This window comes from Brevundimonas sp. S1H14, assembly GCF_047716865.1.
Lineage (GTDB): Bacteria > Pseudomonadota > Alphaproteobacteria > Caulobacterales > Caulobacteraceae > Brevundimonas > Brevundimonas naejangsanensis.
In genome coordinates this window covers 327027-345010 of record NZ_CP136679.1, presented here as the reverse complement: position 1 = coordinate 345010, position 17984 = coordinate 327027, and the positions used below count along the sequence as shown (strand labels likewise).

At 67.9% G+C, this 17984-nt stretch carries 17 protein-coding genes and 1 tRNA gene; 6 read left to right on the top strand and 12 right to left on the bottom strand.

All coding sequences use genetic code 11. The features are described from left to right. Positions 1–108: 108 nt before the first annotated feature. Both RSD66_RS01650 and RSD66_RS01645 read left to right on the top strand, forming a co-directional pair. Positions 109–184 (top strand) — tRNA-Ala (locus tag RSD66_RS01650). A 105-nt stretch (positions 185–289) separates the two neighbouring features. Then, complete coding sequence (locus RSD66_RS01645) at positions 290–532, top strand: hypothetical protein (RefSeq protein WP_024354228.1); 243 nt, start codon at positions 290–292, stop codon at positions 530–532. Here RSD66_RS01645 and RSD66_RS01640 read toward each other — a convergent pair. The 3 genes from RSD66_RS01640 to RSD66_RS01630 form a co-directional block, all read right to left on the bottom strand. Then, a complete protein-coding gene (locus tag RSD66_RS01640) occupies positions 529–1548 on the bottom strand; it encodes an NAD-dependent epimerase (RefSeq protein WP_415288756.1) in 1020 nt (339 codons plus the stop codon). The genes RSD66_RS01645 and RSD66_RS01640 overlap by 4 nt on opposite strands. Positions 1549–1596: 48 nt before the next feature. Then, positions 1597–3495, bottom strand: a complete 1899-nt coding sequence (locus tag RSD66_RS01635; protein WP_415288755.1) for a M20/M25/M40 family metallo-hydrolase — start codon at positions 3493–3495, stop codon at positions 1597–1599. 112 nt (positions 3496–3607) lie between these two features. Next, positions 3608–5854: a TonB-dependent receptor gene (locus RSD66_RS01630; protein ID WP_346524636.1), complete on the bottom strand. Its 2247-nt coding sequence runs from the start codon at positions 5852–5854 to the stop codon at positions 3608–3610. A gap of 241 nt (positions 5855–6095) precedes the next feature. Here RSD66_RS01630 and RSD66_RS01625 point away from each other — a divergent pair, with 241 nt between their 5' ends. Further along, entirely contained in the window at positions 6096–7499 is a 1404-nt protein-coding gene (locus tag RSD66_RS01625; protein WP_415288754.1) for a metallophosphoesterase, read from the top strand. A 16-nt stretch (positions 7500–7515) separates the two neighbouring features. Here the strand turns inward: RSD66_RS01625 and RSD66_RS01620 are convergent, their stop codons facing one another. From RSD66_RS01620 to chpT, 3 genes are all read right to left on the bottom strand, one after another. Next, a complete protein-coding gene (locus tag RSD66_RS01620) occupies positions 7516–8328 on the bottom strand; it encodes a CheR family methyltransferase (RefSeq protein ID WP_415288753.1) in 813 nt (270 codons plus the stop codon). Beyond that, the gene (locus RSD66_RS01615; RefSeq protein WP_029673484.1) at positions 8325–8717 is read right to left on the bottom strand and encodes a response regulator; all 393 of its coding nucleotides are present in this window, start codon (positions 8715–8717) and stop codon (positions 8325–8327) included. The genes RSD66_RS01620 and RSD66_RS01615 overlap by 4 nt, the downstream gene beginning before the upstream one ends. A gap of 69 nt (positions 8718–8786) precedes the next feature. Further along, a complete protein-coding gene (gene chpT, locus RSD66_RS01610; protein ID WP_415288752.1) occupies positions 8787–9491 on the bottom strand; it encodes a histidine phosphotransferase ChpT in 705 nt (234 codons plus the stop codon). A 77-nt stretch (positions 9492–9568) separates the two neighbouring features. Here chpT and cysQ point away from each other — a divergent pair, with 77 nt between their 5' ends. Beyond that, positions 9569–10378 (top strand): 3'(2'),5'-bisphosphate nucleotidase CysQ, encoded by an 810-nt coding sequence (gene cysQ, locus RSD66_RS01605; protein WP_024354236.1) that lies wholly within the window; start codon positions 9569–9571, stop codon positions 10376–10378. Positions 10379–10384: 6 nt separating this feature from the next. Here the strand turns inward: cysQ and RSD66_RS01600 are convergent, their stop codons facing one another. From RSD66_RS01600 to map, 5 genes are read right to left on the bottom strand one after another with little or no spacing between them, the layout of a single operon-like run. After that, positions 10385–11272 carry an aldo/keto reductase gene (locus RSD66_RS01600; RefSeq protein WP_346524631.1) on the bottom strand — a complete coding sequence of 296 codons (888 nt, stop codon included), beginning with the start codon at positions 11270–11272 and terminating at the stop codon, positions 10385–10387. A gap of 3 nt (positions 11273–11275) precedes the next feature. After that, positions 11276–11518: a BolA family protein gene (locus RSD66_RS01595; protein ID WP_024354238.1), complete on the bottom strand. Its 243-nt coding sequence runs from the start codon at positions 11516–11518 to the stop codon at positions 11276–11278. Positions 11519–11573: 55 nt separating this feature from the next. After that, entirely contained in the window at positions 11574–12140 is a 567-nt protein-coding gene (locus RSD66_RS01590) for a GNAT family N-acetyltransferase (RefSeq protein WP_415288751.1), read from the bottom strand. Beyond that, positions 12137–12880: a RadC family protein gene (gene radC, locus RSD66_RS01585; protein WP_415288750.1), complete on the bottom strand. Its 744-nt coding sequence runs from the start codon at positions 12878–12880 to the stop codon at positions 12137–12139. Before radC ends, RSD66_RS01590 begins: the two co-directional genes overlap by 4 nt. Positions 12881–12906: 26 nt before the next feature. Further along, complete coding sequence (gene map, locus RSD66_RS01580; protein WP_024354241.1) at positions 12907–13728, bottom strand: type I methionyl aminopeptidase; 822 nt, start codon at positions 13726–13728, stop codon at positions 12907–12909. 151 nt (positions 13729–13879) lie between these two features. Between map and RSD66_RS01575 the strand changes: the two genes are divergently transcribed. Further along, positions 13880–14650, top strand: coding sequence for a competence/damage-inducible protein A (locus tag RSD66_RS01575; RefSeq protein ID WP_415288749.1), 771 nt, complete (start codon positions 13880–13882; stop codon positions 14648–14650). 184 nt (positions 14651–14834) lie between these two features. Then, positions 14835–16136, top strand: coding sequence for an OmpP1/FadL family transporter (locus RSD66_RS01570; RefSeq protein WP_415288748.1), 1302 nt, complete (start codon positions 14835–14837; stop codon positions 16134–16136). An 80-nt stretch (positions 16137–16216) separates the two neighbouring features. Here the strand turns inward: RSD66_RS01570 and RSD66_RS01565 are convergent, their stop codons facing one another. After that, positions 16217–17722 carry a DEAD/DEAH box helicase gene (locus tag RSD66_RS01565; RefSeq protein ID WP_029673485.1) on the bottom strand — a complete coding sequence of 502 codons (1506 nt, stop codon included), beginning with the start codon at positions 17720–17722 and terminating at the stop codon, positions 16217–16219. Positions 17723–17984 lie beyond the last annotated feature (262 nt).

Genomic DNA, 17984 nt, shown 5'->3' with positions numbered 1-17984 from the left:
TCGTTCACGCCGCTTCTAGCGGCCCGGTCGCCGATCGCCAAGGATTCGTGCGCGGCCCGTTGACACGCCCCCCTGGACGCTTCTATGTCCCGCGCCTGCCTGTCGGTCGGGGCCGTAGCTCAGTTGGTAGAGCGCGTCGTTCGCAATGACGAGGTCAGGGGTTCGACTCCCCTCGGCTCCACCAGGCACCGACCCAATGGATGGCGGATATAGCCGACGCCCACTGGGTTGACGGCGCTGCGGCAACCCAGTGGAAAACCGGGCGTTCATCATGGCCACAGGACGCGCCATGACCTTTACCCAGCTCGACCCGCCTCTTCCGATCCACGTTCAGGACAAGGGGGCCGGCTACGCCTTCGCCGTTATCGATTATGGCCAGGAGCATAATCTGATCTGGGTCACCGCCATCAATGAGAGCGGCGAGATTTGGTGTGCGCCCAACCCAAAGGTCAGGATGATGGCCAACTGGACCATGGGACGTCGCAAGCCCGAAACCGCGGGCTCGAACTGCGCACCTGGCGGCCAGGGTTAGTTTTCGCGGTAGAAGTTGCAGTACCAGTCGACGAAGCGGGCGACGCCCTCCTCCACCGGGGTCGAGGGGGCGTAGTCGAGGGCAATCAGGGTGTCGGTCACGTCCGCCTCGGTGTCGGCCACGTCGCCGTCCTGCATGGGCATAAGCTTCAGCTTGGCCTTGCGGCCCAGCTTGGTCTCCAGCACCTCGATATAGCGCATCAGCGGCACCGGGCGGCCCGCGCCCAGGTTCAGGATGCGCCAAGGCGCGACGCCGCTGGTGGCCGGGTTGGGCGCGGTCGCGTCCCATGTCTGGTCGATGGCGGCCGGACGGTCGAGGGCGGCCACCACGCCGGTGACGATGTCGTCGACATAGGTGAAGTCGCGGCTCATCCGCCCCTCGCCATAGACGTCGATCGGCTCGTCTTTCAGGATAGCGCGGGTGAATTTGAACAGGGCCATGTCCGGCCGACCCCAAGGGCCATAGACGGTGAAGAACCGCAGCCCCGTCGCCGGAAAGCCGAACAGGTGGGCGTAGGAATGGGCCATGGCCTCATTGGCCAGCTTGGTCGCCGCATAGACGGTCAGCGGATGATCCGCGGGCTGTCGCACCGAGAAGGGCAGGGCGCGGTTGGCGCCGAACACCGAACTGGTCGAGGCGAAGACCAGATTGGCGGCCCCGACCGCGCGGCAACCTTCTAGAATGCTGAGGAAGCCGACGACATTGGAATCGACATAGGTCTCGGGCGCTTCCAGGCTGTAGCGAACGCCCGCCTGGGCGGCGAGATGCACCACCCGGCGCGGCCGGTGCTCGGCGAACAGGGCGGCGACGCCGTCGCGGTCGGCCAGATCCAGCGTGTGATGGCGGTAGTGCGAATAGGCCTGAAGCTGGGCCAGCCGGGCCTGCTTCAGCGTCGGGTCATAATAGGCGTTGAGGTTGTCCAGCCCGATAACGCGTTCGCCCCGCTCCAGCAGACGCCGGGCGGTATGGAAGCCGATGAAGCCGGCGGAGCCGGTGACCAGGACGGGATCGCTCATGGTCGGCTGCGATAAACGGTCGCGCGGTCGGACGCCAGCGTCGGCGCCTTAAGGCAGCGCTTCCGCCACGGCGGGCGCGGGCGCCAGAAGCTGGGCCGAAACATTCAGTCCTACGCCTGCGATCATGCAGACCGCCGCTGCGAACAGCACCAGACGCGCCGCCCTTGTCTCCGGCCCCAAAGGCCGGGCGAACAACAGGACCAACAGCGCGACCAGGGCCAGGGCCCCCGGCAGGTCCATCCCCACGCCCAGGAAGACGAAGTGGCCGATCCCCGCCAGCCAGGCCCCGCCCAGCACTGTCGTGACGGCCGACGGCAGGAGGCCGAGCGGCCGCGTCAGACTGGGGTCGATCATCGCCGCCAGGGCCGTCGCCGTCGCCGCCAGCAACACCGGCCAGACGAACAGCAGGGCCGCCTCGGGCGCCGCCCCCTGCAGGGCGCAGCCAAAGACGAAGACCAGAGCGATGAGACCCAGCCAGCCGCCCCAGGCCGACCGCTCGTCCTGGGGCCGTTCTTGGCCCGGCCATAGCGACAGGCCGACCGCGACGACGCCCAGCCCCAGCAGCACGGTGCTGAACCCGCCGATGATCAGGACCACGGCGGTCAAGACGGCGAGCGCCCCGCCCGTCACGCGCGGCCGCGTCCGGCGCGCGCCTGTCAAAAGAAGCAGCGCTAGAGCGACAATCGCCAAGACCGCCCCCGCCTCCATCCACGGCAGACGGCGCAGCAGGGTGTAATAGACGTCGGGCGAGGCGGCGCGGCTCGACATCGGCCCCGCCAGCAGGCGCGTCGCCTGCAGCAGGATGACGCCGCCGGTCAGGAACCACAGCCCGTCCAGCGCGCCCAAACCGACCTGCTTCGCCGTCAGCCCTGCGCCTCGCCGCGCCCGCCAGGCCGCAAAACCGCCCAAGGCCGCAGCCAGAGCCAGCAGGACCCAGCCCGTCGCCTGCTTATGCGCGATCATCCAACGGCCGAAGATATCGGCATAGACCAGGTTCTCGCCCCAGCCCGGCAGGCTGGACGCGCGCAGCAAGGCGTCGGCCGCCTCCAGCGCCTGAGAACCGAGGTGCTGCACCGCGCCCTGGTCAAGATTGGCGGGCGTGGCGTTTGCGGCGTGATACTGGTCAGGGCGGCCGATGAAGGCCAGGTTCAGACCGCCGATCCCCCGGTCCTTGGGCACGGTGAAGTCGGTGCCGTTGGGCATCCGCTCATACATGAAGGCGGCGATGGAGGTGGCGGTGGTCCCCCCGTCGGCTTTCGCCGCCGCACGGCGGAACAGCTGGACCGTCGGCCCCGCCTCGCGCCCGGTCTCGAACATGGCGGCGCGGCCGCCGCCGCCGCGCGCCTCAAGGTTGACCACCGCCCCGATGCGATCACGCAAGGGATGGCCGCCGAAGAAGACCCGCGCCCCGTCCAGGCCCAGTTCCTCCGCATCGGTCAGCAGGACGACGAGGTCGCGCTCGGCCGGGCCGCGCGCCTGGATCGCCCGCACGGCCTCCAGAATGGCGGAGACCCCGGCCGAATCGTCGGCCGCGCCGGGCGAGCCGACCACAGTGTCGTAATGGGCCATCAGCATGACGGCGGGCTGCTCGCGATCCTTGCCTGGCAGGACGCCGATCAGATTGACCGCCTGATTGTCCGCCGCACCGGGATCGCCGCCTGCGCGCTCCAGCCGCTTGACCGAGGCGGGCGACAGCGGTCCCGCCTGCTCGCTGACCTGAAGCCCCAGCTGCGTCAGGCGGTCGTTCAGATAGGCGCGGACCCGCGCATGTTCCGGCGAGCCGACCGGGTGCGGGGCGCGGGCGATCTGTTGGATGTCGATCATCGCCCGCCCGGCCGAGAAGGCGACGGCGGGCGCGTCCGCCGGTCGGGACTTCGGCGTCTGAGTGGTCCACACCGCCAGCAAGAAGGCGAGCGTCAGCGATCCGAACAGCAGGGCCAGCCGCATGAGAGATCCTCCCCGATCCGAGCGGCAGTAGGACCAAGCGAACGCCGGATGGCAAGAGGGCGGCGACGGGTCTCCCCGCCGCCGCCCTCAAGTTTGGTCAGCCGGTGAAGGCTTAGAAGCGCTTCGACAGCTCCACGCCGTACATGCGCGGCTCGTTGACGAAGGCCGTCAGGTTGTTGAAGTCGATGGCGCCGATGACATTGGCCTCGTCCGTGATGTTGCGGACATAGACGGCCGCCTCCAGACCCCGGTTCAGGTCGCGCCAGCCTGCGCGCAGGCCGCCTTCGAAGTTGGCAGCCTGACGGAACTCGACCGCCTCATAGAGGAAGAGGTTGAAGTCCTTCTGCATCACCCAGTCGGTCGAGGCGAACAGTTCCTGATCGTCGCCGATCGGGCGGACGTAGGACAGGGTCAGGTTGGCCGAATACTCCGGCGCCTGCGGGAAGGGATTGCCGTCGATGTTGGCGCGATCCGTGCCGCCGACATTCACCATGGGATCGGTAATGGTGCACAGGTGGTTGCCGCAGATGGCGACCAGCAGGTCCTTGTCCTTGATCTCGGTGTGGTTCCACGCCACGCCGCCCGCCAGGGTGAAGCCCGCGCCCAGATAGACGTCGCCGTCGATCTCCAGACCGTAGCCCTGACCCTTGTCGGCGTTGATCAGGCGGTTGGAATTGTCGATGCCGCCGATGGCCGTGAACTGCATGTCCTTGACGTCATACAGATAGGCCGTGGCGTTCAGACGGGCGCGGCCGTCCCACAGGCGGGCCTTGAAGCCGGTCTCATAGGACATGACGGTTTCCGAATCCGCCGTGGTCAGCACCGGCAGGTTGCGGCCCTGGATCGACGGACCTCGATAGCCGCTGGCCACCCGGGCGAACAGGTTCAGGCTGTCGTTGACCTCATACAGGGCGCTGACGTCCCAGCTGACCTGCTCGTCGCCGACCGAGACCTGGCCTTCTGCATTGGCGGGCGTGCCGACCACGATGCGGCCGTGATAGTCGCGGCTGTCGTCGGTATAGCGCAGGCCGCCGGTCAGCTTCAGGGCGTCCGTGACCTGATAGTTGGCCTGACCGAAGACCGACCAGGAGTCCGACTTCTGCACGATGTCGGTGACCTTGGTCGGCATGATCCCGCCGACGCCGTCGAACGTGCCCGACACCAGGTTGATGCGCTCGTCCCAATAGAAGGCGCCCACCTGCCAGCCCAGACGGCCCGCCCCGTTCGAGGTCAGGCGCAGCTCATAGGTGTTCTGCAGCAGGTCGCTGGACAGGGTGCCCGACTCGACCGGGAACGGGGTCTTGTAACCCGCGCCCGCCGGGGCGCCGGCCGAGACGCCCCCGTCGATGTCGCCGTCGCCCTGGGACCAGCCCTGGAAGGAGCCGACCACGCCGGTCAGGGTCGCCGGGCCGAAATCATAGGCGACCTGCAGCGACTGGGAGGTGGTCTGCTGCTTCTGGAAGTTATTGCGGCCGCCGTCATACCAGACCGTCTCGCGGTCGAAGTTGTCGTTCAGCTTGTTCGAGCCCTTGGTCAGGACGTTGGCGCGGTTCATCGTGCCGGTGCCCACATAGTCGCGCGCCTGCAGGGTCAGCAGGGTCGACAGGCGGTCGTTCGGGGTCCAGGCGACGTGGATGCGGCCCGCCACATCGTCGAAATTGCCCAGGTCCTTGCCGTCCTTCTTGGCGAAGGGGGCGTCATAGGCGTTGTTGATATAGTCGTCGCGGTGGTTCCACAGGGCCGCGACGCGGACCGACAGCGTATCCGAGGCCGGCAGGGTCACAGCCGCCTCGGCCCGGGTCGAGCCGTAGTTGCCGTAGGTGATCGAGCCGAAGCCGGTGAAATCATCGCCCGGCTTGGTGGTGTCGATCTTGATCACGCCCGCCGGGGTGTTGCGGCCGAACAGGGTGCCCTGCGGTCCGCGCAGCACTTCCAGCTGCTTCACGTCGAACAGGGGGAAGCCCTTCAGATAGACGCTTTCCAGAACCAGTTCGTCCATCACCATCGACACCGGCTGAGAGGCGGTGAAGTCGAAGTCCACATTGCCCAGGCCGCGGATATAGAAGCGGGGGGCGTAGCGGCCGTTGGAGCTTTCGACCTGCAGGCTGGGCACCCGGCCCGACAGCTGCAGGATGTCGCCGCCGCCGGCGTTCACGGCGTTCAGCGTCTCGGTGTTCATGGCGGTGACGGCGAAGGGCACGTCGCGGATGCTTTCGCTACGGCGCTGGGCGGTCACGACGATGTCGCCGACAGCGGCGGCCTGCTCAGCCTGAGCATCGGACGATTGGGCCAAAGCTGGCGTGGAAAGCAGCAGAGCCAGGCCGCTGGCGGAGGCGGCGAGAACTGAGAGACGCGTCATCGAGATATCCCCTTCTTGATGATCTTGGGCGGGTTAATTCGCCGCAGCCCCTAGGCCCGAAGCCCAACTGTTTCCAGCCCAGAAGCGCCGCCCCGCATGAAGCTTTCGCGACAGAGCCACAGGCCAAAGGAAACCGGCGTTCGATTCATTCCCGACCAGGTTGCGACATTGTGCGCCGCAGCAGGACATGCAAAGCAGATCGGCTGCGCCCGAACCTCGCTGAACGCCGCAGGAGACGCTCATGCCCCCCGTCGCCCCCTCCCGCCGACGTTTCCTCGCGGGCGCCGCCGCCCTGCCCCTGATCTGTGCAACGCCCGCGTTCGGCCGCGATGAGTCCGCCCCGGTTATCGGCCGCGCGCCCGCCCGAGTTTTGGCCCGCGTTCTGGCCCGCGTTCTGGCCATGTCCGACCTGCATTCGGCCTATGAGCGCAGCGCCCAGGTTCTGGCCGCCCTGCGCGCCGAAGTCCGCAGCCAGCCGGTTCCGCACCTGATCGCCCTGGACGGCGACATCTTTGAGCACGGCAATGTCGTCTCGGTGCGGTCGCAGGGCGTGATCGACTGGGCCTTTCTGGCCGCCCTGCCCTCCATCGCGCCGACGGTGGTCAATCTGGGCAACCACGACAACGATCTGACGCCTGACCTGCACGACGTGGTCGCGAGGATGCGCGGGCTGGGGATCAGCGTCATCAGCAACATCATCGACGCGCGCACCGGTCAGCCCTACGCCCCCGCCGCGACCGAGATCGCCTTGGACGAGCGGCGCCTGCGCATCATAGGCTTCGGCACGAATTCGCTGAACACCTATCCCAAGGACAGCCGCGACTGGCTGTCGATCCCCGACCCGACCGACTGGGCGCGCTCCCACCTGCCGCCGCTGCTGGACGGCGCCGACTTGACGCTGGTGATGAGCCACGCCGGGGTGGCGGGCGACCGGGGGATGCTGTCCGCCCTTCCCGACGGCGCCCTGATGATCGGCGGACACAACCATCTGCTGTTTCAGGAGCCGCTGGGCCGCGGCCTCTACGCCCACACCGGATCGTGGAACAACGCCTATACGGCGGCCGACTATCTCAGCGATGGAAGCGTTCGGGCCCAGTCACGCAGCATTACCCTAGACGGTCCCGCCGACCCGGCTCTGGCCGCCCTTATCCGCACGACGCTGGCGCAGCATCTAACCGCGCAGGAACGCGCGATCCTTGGGATCAGTCCCGCCGCCCTGTCGCTGGGCGACACCGGCCGCGCCGTGGCCGCCGCCTTCGCCCGTTTCGCCGGAGCCCAGGCAGGCTTCATCGGCCATACGACGCTGGGGACGGGCCTGCCCGCCGGGCCGATCAGCCGCTACGCCTTCGACGCCGTCGTGCGGTTCGACGGCAAGCTGATGGCCGCCGAGGTTCCGGCCGCGCGCCTCAGCGAACTGACCGCCCTGGCCAATCAGGACCGCGTCATGCCCTTCGCGCGACGCACCGGCGACTTCGTCTACGGCGCGGTTCAGGGCGACGAGAAGCGCGATACGATCCGCATCGTCACCACCGACTGGTGCGCCCTGAACCAGCAGGAGTATTTCGGTGTCGCCGATCTGGATTTCACCGAGGTTCCCGGCCCCGGCGTCAAGGCCGTCGCGGCGCAGGGCCTGTTGCAGGCCTGAGCGTCATGCCTGAACGTCAGGCCGCCCGACGATAGGCCGAGGGCGCCTTCACATAGAGGCCGCGCCGTCCCGCCACGGGCCTGAAGGCGACGCTGTCGCCGTCGGGGCGCTCGTCCATGCCCAGGAACAGGCAGCCGTCATCGACCAGCCGCCGCTCCAGCCCGTCCAGCAGACGAGGCCGTCGTTCAGACGTCATGTCGCCGAGCACATGACGGCAGAAGATGATGTCGAAACGCCCCTCGTCGCGCGGCTCGTCCAGCAGATTGGCGCGTTTGAAGGTAATGGCTGCGCGCAGTTCCGGCAGCGCCCGCCACTGATCATCGACCTGCTCGAACCAGCGCAGCATGGTCCGCGCCGACAGCCCCCGCTGAATCTCGAAGGAGCTGTAGAGGCCCGACAGGGCCTTCTCGATCGCCTGACGCGACAGGTCCGTGGCCAGCACCTCGACCCGCGCACCGGCCTCAAGGGCGGCGATGGCCAGCGAATAGGCTTCCTGACCCGAACCGGCGCCCGCCGACCAGATCCGCACCGGCCCGCCGCGCGCCGCCGTCAGGGCGGGCAAGAGTTCGCGCTCCAGCACTTCAAAGGTCGCCCGGTCGCGCCGGAACCAGGTCTCGCCGTTCAGCAGGGCCTCGATCACCCCCCAGCCGAGCGACGCGACCGGGCGGCTCCACAGGCTGGCCAGCATGGCCTCGACGTTGTGATAGCCTTCACGGCGCGCGACCGGCCCCAGCCGATGTTCGGCCAGTTGCATCCGCTCTCGCGACAGGCGGTATCCCGCGCGCGAGGCCAGCAGAGCTTGAAGACGTTCAAAATCCTCCGGCGTCATGACGGCGACTGAATCGCTCCCACTTCGGCGAGCTTGGACTGCAGGATGTCGCCGTCGAACGGCTTCATAACATATTCGTCCGCCCCGGCGGACAGGGCTTCGGCGATGCGGTCGGCGCGCGTCTCGACCGAGCAGAACAGCACCTTGGGATCGCGCCCGTCCGGCAGGGCGCGCAAGCGGCCCAGAAAGGTCATTCCGTCCATAATCGGCATCTGCCAGTCCAACAGCACCACGTCAGGCATAGCGCCGACGCAGACCTCCAGCGCCTCGGCGCCGTCAGCCGCCTCCTGCACCTCAAAGGCGAGGTCTTCGAGGATGCGACGGGCCACCTTGCGGATGATCCGGCTGTCATCGACGATCAGACAGGTCTTGGGGTCCACGGGACTCATTCTCGCGAAAAGCGAATAACGACGATATTCACGTCAGAATGGTCTGACGCCGGTTAACGGAAGGTTGGCTCAGTCCGCCAGAGGCAGGCGGGCGATCAGGGCGACGCGGCCGTCCTCGACCGTGGTCTCCAGCCGCCCCCCGGCGTCGCAGGCCGTCAGCCACAGCCAGTAGGGCTGAATCCACTGCCCGGCCAGACCCTCCGTCAGACGCTCGCCCTTCAGTCCGGTCAGGGCCTCTGCCTTGAGCCGCGCCCGCGCGCCTTCGGCCGAGCCGATCAGGATCAGTTGGCCGCCTTCGCGCCGCACGGCGACCGTGGCCGCTCCGCCCATCGGCAGGGCGCCGACCGTCAGATAGGCCAGGTTCAGCAGGGCGCGCGCCTGAAGCTTGGTGAAGGTCTCCTCGCCGACGCGCCAATCCAGCGTCGCCCGCCCGCCATCGGTCAGGCCGGTCAGCAGGCCGTGCAGTTCAGCGCCGGAAAACTGTTCGCTGGAGGTGGCCGCGCCAAAGGCCACACGGGCGAAATGGACCAGGGCCACCATCTTGGCCGCGCTCTGCTGGATCAGCCCCAGCGCATCATCGCGCATGTCCTGAGCGCTCGGGTCGTCCAACAGGTCCAGCCCCGACATGACCGCGCCCGCCGGGCTGATGAAGTCATGGCACAGCTTGGCGGCGATGAAGGCGGCCAGTTCGGCGCCGTCTACAGGCAGGCTGGCGACGGGCATGTCGGCGATGGAAGGCGATGAAGTCAGGTCGGACACGGCGTTCGGCGGCATGGTTTGCAAAAGGTTAAGGCCAAGGTGGCCTGATTTGCCGGTTCTTGAAACCGGCCGCATGGGTTATCGGGTGCGGCATGACCGTCCCCGCTTCCCCCTCCGCCTTCGCCGAACTTGAAGACGACCTCGTCTCGGGACGGCTGACCGAAGCCCTGGCCGACATCGCCGAAGAGGCGGCCCAGCTGATCCTGCCTTACTGGCGCGCCGGGACGACGGCCGAGATCAAGGCCGACGACAGCCCCGTCACCGCCGCCGACCGCGCCGCCGAGGCGCTGATCCTTGAACGTCTGACCGCCCGTTGGCCCCAGGTTCAGGCTGTCGCCGAAGAGGCCGCCGCCGCCGACGGCCTGCCCCCCTCGGTCGGCGAGTGGTTCTGGCTGATCGATCCGCTGGACGGCACCAAGGGCTTCATCCAGGGCCGCGAGAGCTACACCGTCAACATCGCTCTGGTGCGAGCCGACGCCCCGGTCGCGGGCGTGGTGACGGCGCCCGCCCTGGCCCTGACCTGGCGCTCGGTCGCGCGGGGCGAAGGGGCCCAGCGCCGCGCCTTTGGAGAAGCCTGGAAACCGGCGCGGGTGCGCGAACGCCCGCAGGACGCAACCGCCCTGGTCAGCCATAGCATCAGCGACGAGGACGCCGAGCGCCTTGCCGGACGCAACGGCTGCCGTCTGTGGCAGGGCATGGATTCCTCATTGAAGTTCTGCCTGATCGCCGAGGGCCGCTACGACGCCTATCCCCGCACCGGCCCGACCTGCGAATGGGATACCGCTGCGGGTCAGGCGGTGCTGGAGGCGGCCGGCGGCCGCGTCCTGGCCGAGGACGGCCGCCCCCTGGCCTATGGCAAGCCCGGCTTCCTGAACGGCCCCTTCTCGGCCATCGGCGCCTGAAGCGCCTCAGACCTGGGCGTCTACGCGGGCCATCTCGATCTGAGCCGACAGACCTGCGGGCAGGTCGCGCTCCGGCGTCGCCGCCAGCGCCTCCAGCTCCGCGCGGTCACGCGGGCGGATCAGGGCGCTGGACACGCCCGGATCGGTCAGGGCGTAGGCCAGGCAGATAGCCTCAGCGGTCCAGCCCCGCGTCTGATGCAGGAAGGCGAAGGAGCCGCGCTGCGCTTCTTCCGCCGGTCCCCTCCCGCCCAGGCCGAACAGGCCGCGCTTTCTAGGCGCCCCGGCTTCCGCCGCCTTGCGTTCGGTCGACAGGCTGTCGGGAAAATAACCGTAGACGAACAGGTTCATCTGCCGCTCTAGCGCGGCCCGCATCCGGGCGCGCACCCGCCATTCGATATTGGCGTGGAAGGGGGTGAACAGGGCGTCGAACGCCCCGGTCGAGACATAGAGGTCGGTCACCTCTTCGTCGCCCGCCACGCCCAGCATCCGCACATGGCCCGCCTTGCGGATCGTTTTCAGCGCCGTCAGCGCGGCCTGCGGCAGTTCATTCTCGCCCGGCCGGTCCAGCACAGCCAGATCGAACCAACCCAACCCCGAGGCGTGCAGCCCCTGCTCGATCTCTCGTCCCAGGCTGATCGGCGAAAAATCGCGCCCGGCGCCCAGACTCACGCTGGCGATGATCAGACGCCGCTCGACATGGCCCAGGGCCTCGCCCGCCGCCTGCAACAGCGCCGGGTCGACGCTGTCGAAATGGTAGGCGTTGATGCCCGCCTCCAGGCCCGCGAAGATCATCTGACGCACATGCGCCGCGCCGCGCGCCGTCGCATCCGCCCCCAGGCATAAGGTCAGGTTGGAGACGGCCGCCCCCGAGGTTCCGAAGGGGCGATAGCGCATCGATCAGCCCGCCTCGGCCGGGGCGGAGGTCTCCAGCGCCAGGGCGTGCAGTTCGCCGCCCATCTTGCCCTTCAGCGCGGCGTAGACCAGCTGATGCTGGCGCACCCGGTTCAAACCGCGAAACGCCTCTGACACGATGCGGGCGCGATAGTGGTCGCCGTCGCCGGCCAGATCCTCGATGGCGATGTCCGCGTCGGGGAAAGCCTCGGTCAGATGGGCGCGAAGATCGTCGGCGGACATGGGCATGATGAAAGCACTCCGGAAGGCGACGGACCGGCGAACCGGCCCGAGAATGTAAAGCTTACCCGGCCCCGCCGGTCCTGTCAGCCGCCCCTCCGACCGCCTCGACCAGCCCGCCTTTGGGCCGCTCGAACAGGGTGACGACCGAGCCCTTGTAGTCGGCATGGCCATAGGGGCGGTAGCCGACCCGTTCGGCCAGTCGGATGGAGGCGGCGTTGTCGGGGGAGATCATGCAGACGGTGCGCGGCTCCGATCTGTGCTGGTCGGTCCAGCCCAGCGCCGCCTGCAGGGCCTCGCGCGCCATACTGCGCCCCTGAAAGACCGGCGCCACGCCCCAGCCCAGCTCCGGCGCGTCGAACGGCGGCGCCATGTCGCGACGATAGTCCAGCACGCCGACGCTGCCGACATAGGCTCCCGTCGCCGTCTCGCGGATCGACCAGTTGCCGTAGCCCTTGACCTGCCAGTGGCCGACATCGCGCAGCAGGCGGAACCAGACCTCCTCCTCCGACAGGCCGCGCCCCATGATGTGGCGGGTGAAGTCGGCGTCGGCCCACAGGGCGGTCAGGTCATCCATGTCGCCCACGGCGACGGGCGTCAGCGTCAAACGCTCGGTCGAAAGAACAGTCACATCAGTCCCAGTTGCTTGAAGCTGGCCACGCCTTCGCGGCCGACGATCAGATGGTCATGGACGGTAAGGCTGAGAGCGCGGGCCGCCTCGATCACCTGTTTGGTCATGTCGATGTCCGCCCGGCTGGGCGTCGGGTCGCCCGAGGGGTGGTTGTGGACGATGATCATGGCGCTGGCCGACAGCTCCAGCGCCCGACGCACCACCTCGCGCGGATAGACAGGGGCGTGATCGACCGTGCCGCGGTTCTGGATCTCGTCGAGGATCAGCTGGTTCTTCTTGTCGAGATAGAGGACGCGGAACTGCTCGCGCGGTTCGTGCTGCAGCGACAGCCGCACATAGGCCAGCAACGCCGTCCATGACGAGATGACGGTGCGCCGGTTCGCCTCCTCCTTGGCCACCCGACGAGACACTTCATGCAGGGCGGCCAGGTCCAGCGCCGTCTCGGCGCCCACCCCCCTGGCCCGACCGCGCGAGTCCTCGGCCTTGACCGTCATCAGATCCTCAACCGAGGCCGCCAGCACCGCCGCCAGCGACCCGAACCGGGTCAGCAGGGCCTTGGCCACCGGCTTGACGTCGCCCTGCGGCTGACTGCGGAACAGGAACAGCTCCAGCAGCTCATAGTCCGGCAGATGATGAATGCCCGCCGTGCGCGCGCGCTCGCGCAGCCGCTCGCGATGCCCGGCGTGGTGCGGCCTGGCCTTCGGTTGTTCCGGCGATTTTTCTGGCGGTTGATCGAGCATCAGCCTCCCCCGAGGGGGAGACTAGCTCAGAATTTCGGGCGGAACAGGCCCTTGGGCGAGGCGGTGAAGATTTCCAGCCCGTCCTCGGTCACGCCGATCGAGTGTTCGCACTGCGACGACAGCGATTTATCGCGGGTCACGGCGGTCCAGCCGTCCGACAGCACCTTCACCGCGGGCTTGCCCAGGTTCACCATCGGCTCGACCGTGAAGAACATGCCCGGCTTCAGCACCGCGCCCTCGCCGCGACGGCCGTAGTGCAGGACGTTGGGGCTGTCGTGGAAGACCCGGCCGATGCCGTGGCCGCAGAAGTCGCGCACCACGCTCATGCGCTGGGCCTCGACGAACTTCTGGATGGCGTAGCCGATGTCGCCGAAGGTGTTCCCCGGCTTGATCTGGGCCAGACCCAGGTCCAGCGATTCATAGGTGACGTCGATCAACCGTTTGGCGCGGGCGTTGATCTCGCCGACCGGATACATGCGGCTCGAATCGCCATGCCAGCCGTCGACGATGACCGTGTGGTCGATGTTGACGATGTCGCCTTCCTTCAGGACCTTGTCGCCCGGAATGCCGTGGCAGACGACGTGGTTGATCGAGGTGCAGACCGTCTTGGTATAGCCCTTGTAGCCCAGGCAGGCGGGCGTGCCGCCGTTGTCCAGGGTGAACTCGCGCACCAGATCGTCCAGCTCGCCCGTTGTCACGCCCGGCTTCACATGCTCGCCGATCATGTCCAGCGCCTCGGCGACCAGACGGCCGGCCTTGCGCATGCCCTCGAACCCTTCCGCGTCATAGATGCGGATCTCGTGGCTGCGGACGAAGACGTCGGTTTCCAGGTCAGGGGTCTCGTACATGCTCGGCTTTCGGGGAGGCGCGCGCTCCGCAATCAGGCGGACCGGGCGAAGAAACGACTTTCAGAACTTCAGATGGTCAGACTAGCACAAAACCTCAAGCCCGTCAGGGTTCGCCGCTGACGCAAGGGCCTTCGTTTCCTATCTAGGCGCCATGTCCCAGCCCCAGCCCTCTCCCACCGCCGCCGTCCTGATCATCGGCGACGAGATCCTGTCGGGCCGCACCCGCGACAGCAATCTGAACACCCTAGCGCGTTTCCTGGCGCCGCTAGGCGTCGACATTATGGAGGCGCGGGTGGTCGGCGACCGTCAGGACCAGATCGTCGCGGCCCTGAACGCCCTTCGCGCCACTCACGACTATGTCTTCACCACCGGCGGCATCGGCCCGACCCATGACGACATCACCGCCGATGCGGTCGGCGCCGCCTTCGGCGTGCCGGTGAAGGAATACCCTGAGGCGCTCGCCATCCTCGAGCGCCGCTATGCGCCCGGAGAGTTCAACGCCGCCCGGCGCCGCATGGCCCGCGTGCCCGAAGGCGGCGTCCTGATCGCCAATCCTGTCAGCGACGCGCCGGGCTTTCAGGTTGAGAACGTCTTCGTCATGGCGGGCGTGCCCAAGATCATGGAGGCCATGCTGGACGACGTGGCCCCGCGCCTGAAGACCGGCGCCCCGGTGCACAGCCGCGCACTTCGCGTCACAGGCGTGGGCGAGGGCGCCGTGGCCGACATCCTGCGCGCCGCCGCCGAGGCGCGCCCCCACCTGTCCTTCGGCTCCTATCCCTTCGGCTTCAGCAGCGGACATACCGCCGACGAGGTCGGAACCCAGCTGGTGATCCGAGGTCGAGATCAAGCTGAAGTTGACGCAGCGGAACATGATTTATCTGCCGAACTGCGTTCTTCGGGCATCATAATTGCCGCTACGTAACCTCACCAAGGTGTGAAATTGCGCGCCTTTTGCGCCACGCTTTTGCCGGGAAGCCGTCCGACACCAGCCTTGGACGCAACGCTTTCATGACACGGACGCTGTGGTGAACAGCGTGGCGGCTCTCCCCGAACCAAGGCCGTCCGCCTTTTTTCAATGGTCGGCCCACGACATAGGTGAAGCGTAAATGACCCCCAGGAACATGGCCCGCCTCGGCGGCCTGGCTCTGACCACCGTCCTGATGACGGGCGTGGCGGCCCCGGCCTTCGCAGGCTCCTTCTATCTGCAGGAACAGTCCGTGCGCGGCGCCGGACGCGCCTTCTCCGGCGAGGCCGCCGATCGCGGCGTCGGCTCGCTGTGGTGGAACCCCGCCTCGATCGCCCGCAGCGGTCGCGAACTCTCCCTCGGCCTGCACGCCATCAAGATCGATTCCGAGGTGCGCAACACCGGCTCCTACGTCACCTATCCGGGCGGCGTGGACGTGCCGGTGGTCAACCCGCGCAATACCGAGGTCGACCCGATCGAAAGCGGCCTGGTTCCCAACTTCGCCTTCGCCACCCCGATCGGCGAGCGTTTCGCCGTCGGCGTCTCGGTGGCCGCCCCCTACAACTTCACCACCAAGTACGAGCAAGGCTCCTTCGCCCGCTATGACGCCCTGACGTCGGAGCTGCGCTCGGGCGACGCCAGCCTGACCCTGGCCTATCAGGTCAACGACTGGCTGGACGTCGGCGCCGGGCTGAACGCGCAATACGTCAAGGCCAAGCTGACCTCGGCCATGCCGTCGGTCTCGCCCCTGCTGCCGGACGGCTCCTCCTCGCTGGAAGGCGATGGCTGGGACTTCGGCTGGAACGTCGGGGCCCAGGTCCACAAGGGCCCCTGGGACTTCGGCCTGTCCTACCGCTCCAAGATCGAGCACGAACTGGACGGCGACGTGGCCATCGTCCTGACCGGCCCGCTGGCGCCCAACAGCGTCACGACCAGCGGTACGGCCAGCTTCAACACCCCGTGGTTCGCCTCGGCCTCGGTGCGTTACGCCGTCAACGACAAGCTGACGCTGAACGCTCAGGTCAACCGCATCGGCTGGTCCGAGTTCCAGGCCATCACCGTCGAATATCCGAACGGCGGCGACGTCATCCATCAGAACTACAAGGACGTCACCACCGGCGCCATCGGCCTGGACTACGCCATCAGCGACAAGACCACCCTGCGCGCCGGCGTCGGCTACGACCCGACCCCGACCCGCGACAGCCTGCGCACGGCCCGCATCCCCGACGCCGACCGCTGGCTGTTCTCGGTCGGCGGCTCGACCGAGGTGACCGAGGGCGTCACCTTCGACGCGGGCCTGACCTACATCGCCTTCAGCGACTCGACGATCCACGACGACCGCGCCTTCTACGCCGGCACCCCGGCGGCCGTGACCTCGCACCTGCGCGGCGAGGCCGAAGGCTCGGCCCTGGTGGCCTCGATCGGCGCCCGCTGGGCCTTCTGATCCGCGCCTGACGGCGGATACGGAAACGGCGGCTCCCGCAAAGGAGCCGCCGTTTTTTCATTCTGCATTGATCGTAGCGATCAAGCCTGGGCGCTATGGCCCTTGCCGCCGTTGGACGGGCGGCGACGGCGCGGACGACGCTGCAGTTCGCCGACCGGCTTGGGCTCGGCCGCAGGGGCGGCGCGCACCGACGACCGGGCGCGGTCGCCCGCCATCGGATCATAGGCGACCGCCGGGCGTTCGGCCGCAGGCGCGCCGTTGCGGCCACGACGCTGGCGGTGCGGCTGACCGCCGCCCTCCTGCTTGACGCCTTCGCGATGCGGGTTGCGCCCGCCGCGGCCACGTCCGCCCCGGCCCTCGCCGTCCGAGCGGCCTTCACGTTCGGGCAAGGTCGCCTTCTTGGCCACGCCCGCCGACATGATGGAGGCGTCCAGCTGGGCCAGGGCCTTATCGTTGCGGCGGTCGATCGCGGGAATCTTCTGGCGCGTAACCTTCTCGATATCCTTCAGCAGCTTCATCTCGTCGCCGGCGACGAAGCTGATGGCGGTGCCGTCCTTGCCCGCGCGGGCCGTGCGGCCGATGCGGTGGACATAGGCTTCCGGCACATAGGGCAGCTCGAAGTTCACCACGTGGGTGACCTTGTCCACGTCGATGCCGCGTGCGGCGATGTCGGTGGCGACCAGAACGCGCAGCTTGCCGTTCTTGAAGGCTTCAAGCGCGCGCTCGCGTTGCGGCTGGCTCTTGTTGCCGTGGATGGCCCCGGCCTCGACGCCGCCGGCCTCCAGATAGGCTGCGACCTTGTCGGCGCCGTGCTTGGTCTTGGTGAAGACCAGGCAGCGCGTATAGGCGGGATCAGAGAACAGCTCGGTCAGCAGGGCGCGCTTCTTGCCCTGTTCGACCCAGATCACTGACTGTTTGATGCGCTCGACCGTGGTGGCCTGCGGCGTGACCTGGACCTTGACCGGGTCCTTCAGCAGCTCGCCCGCCAGCTTGCCGATCTCCGACGGCATGGTGGCCGAGAAGAACAGGTTCTGGCGCTTGGCCGGAATGCGGCTGACGATCTGGCGGATCGGCTTGATGAAGCCCAGGTCCAGCATCTGGTCGGCCTCGTCCAGGACGAAGATTTCCGTCTGCGACAGGTCCAGCGTCTTCTGCTGGATGTGGTCCAGAAGGCGGCCCGGCGCGGCGACCAGGACATCCAGACCCTGTTGCAGGGCGCGTTCCTGCGGGCCGTATTTCACGCCGCCGAAGATGACGGCCACGCGGAAGCCCAGGTGGGCGCCGTATTGCTTGAAGCTGTCGGCGATCTGGGTGGCCAGTTCGCGCGTCGGGCTCAGGATCAGGGCGCGGGTGGTGCGCGGCTTGGGCGCCACCCGGTTTTCGGCCAGGCGGTGCAGGATGGGCAGGGCGAAGGCCGCAGTCTTGCCGGTGCCGGTCTGGGCGATGCCCAGCAGGTCCTTGCCCTTCATCACGTCGGGGATGGACTTGGCCTGGATCGGCGTCGGCTTTTCATAGCCGGTCGCGGCCAGGGCGGTCAGAAGAGCCTTGTTCAGGCCCATGGATTCAAAAGTAAGAGTGTCGCTCACGTCTGTCTTTCACGAACGGCGGCGCGCGCGTCTGGACGAACCAGACCTTCACAAAAGGGCGCACGTCGCCTGCCCGAAATCGGGCGGGGAACGGGCGCCGCCCCGCGTGTATGGACGACGTATGAAATCGAATGATCCGGCCGCTCGACAGACAGGCCTTCCGGTCAGGGAAGCCCAAACACGCGCTGGAACGCGCCGGTCATCGCATTGTGCGATGCGGCGCAGATGGGCCTCAATAGCGGCCAAGTCAAGGCGAACCCGG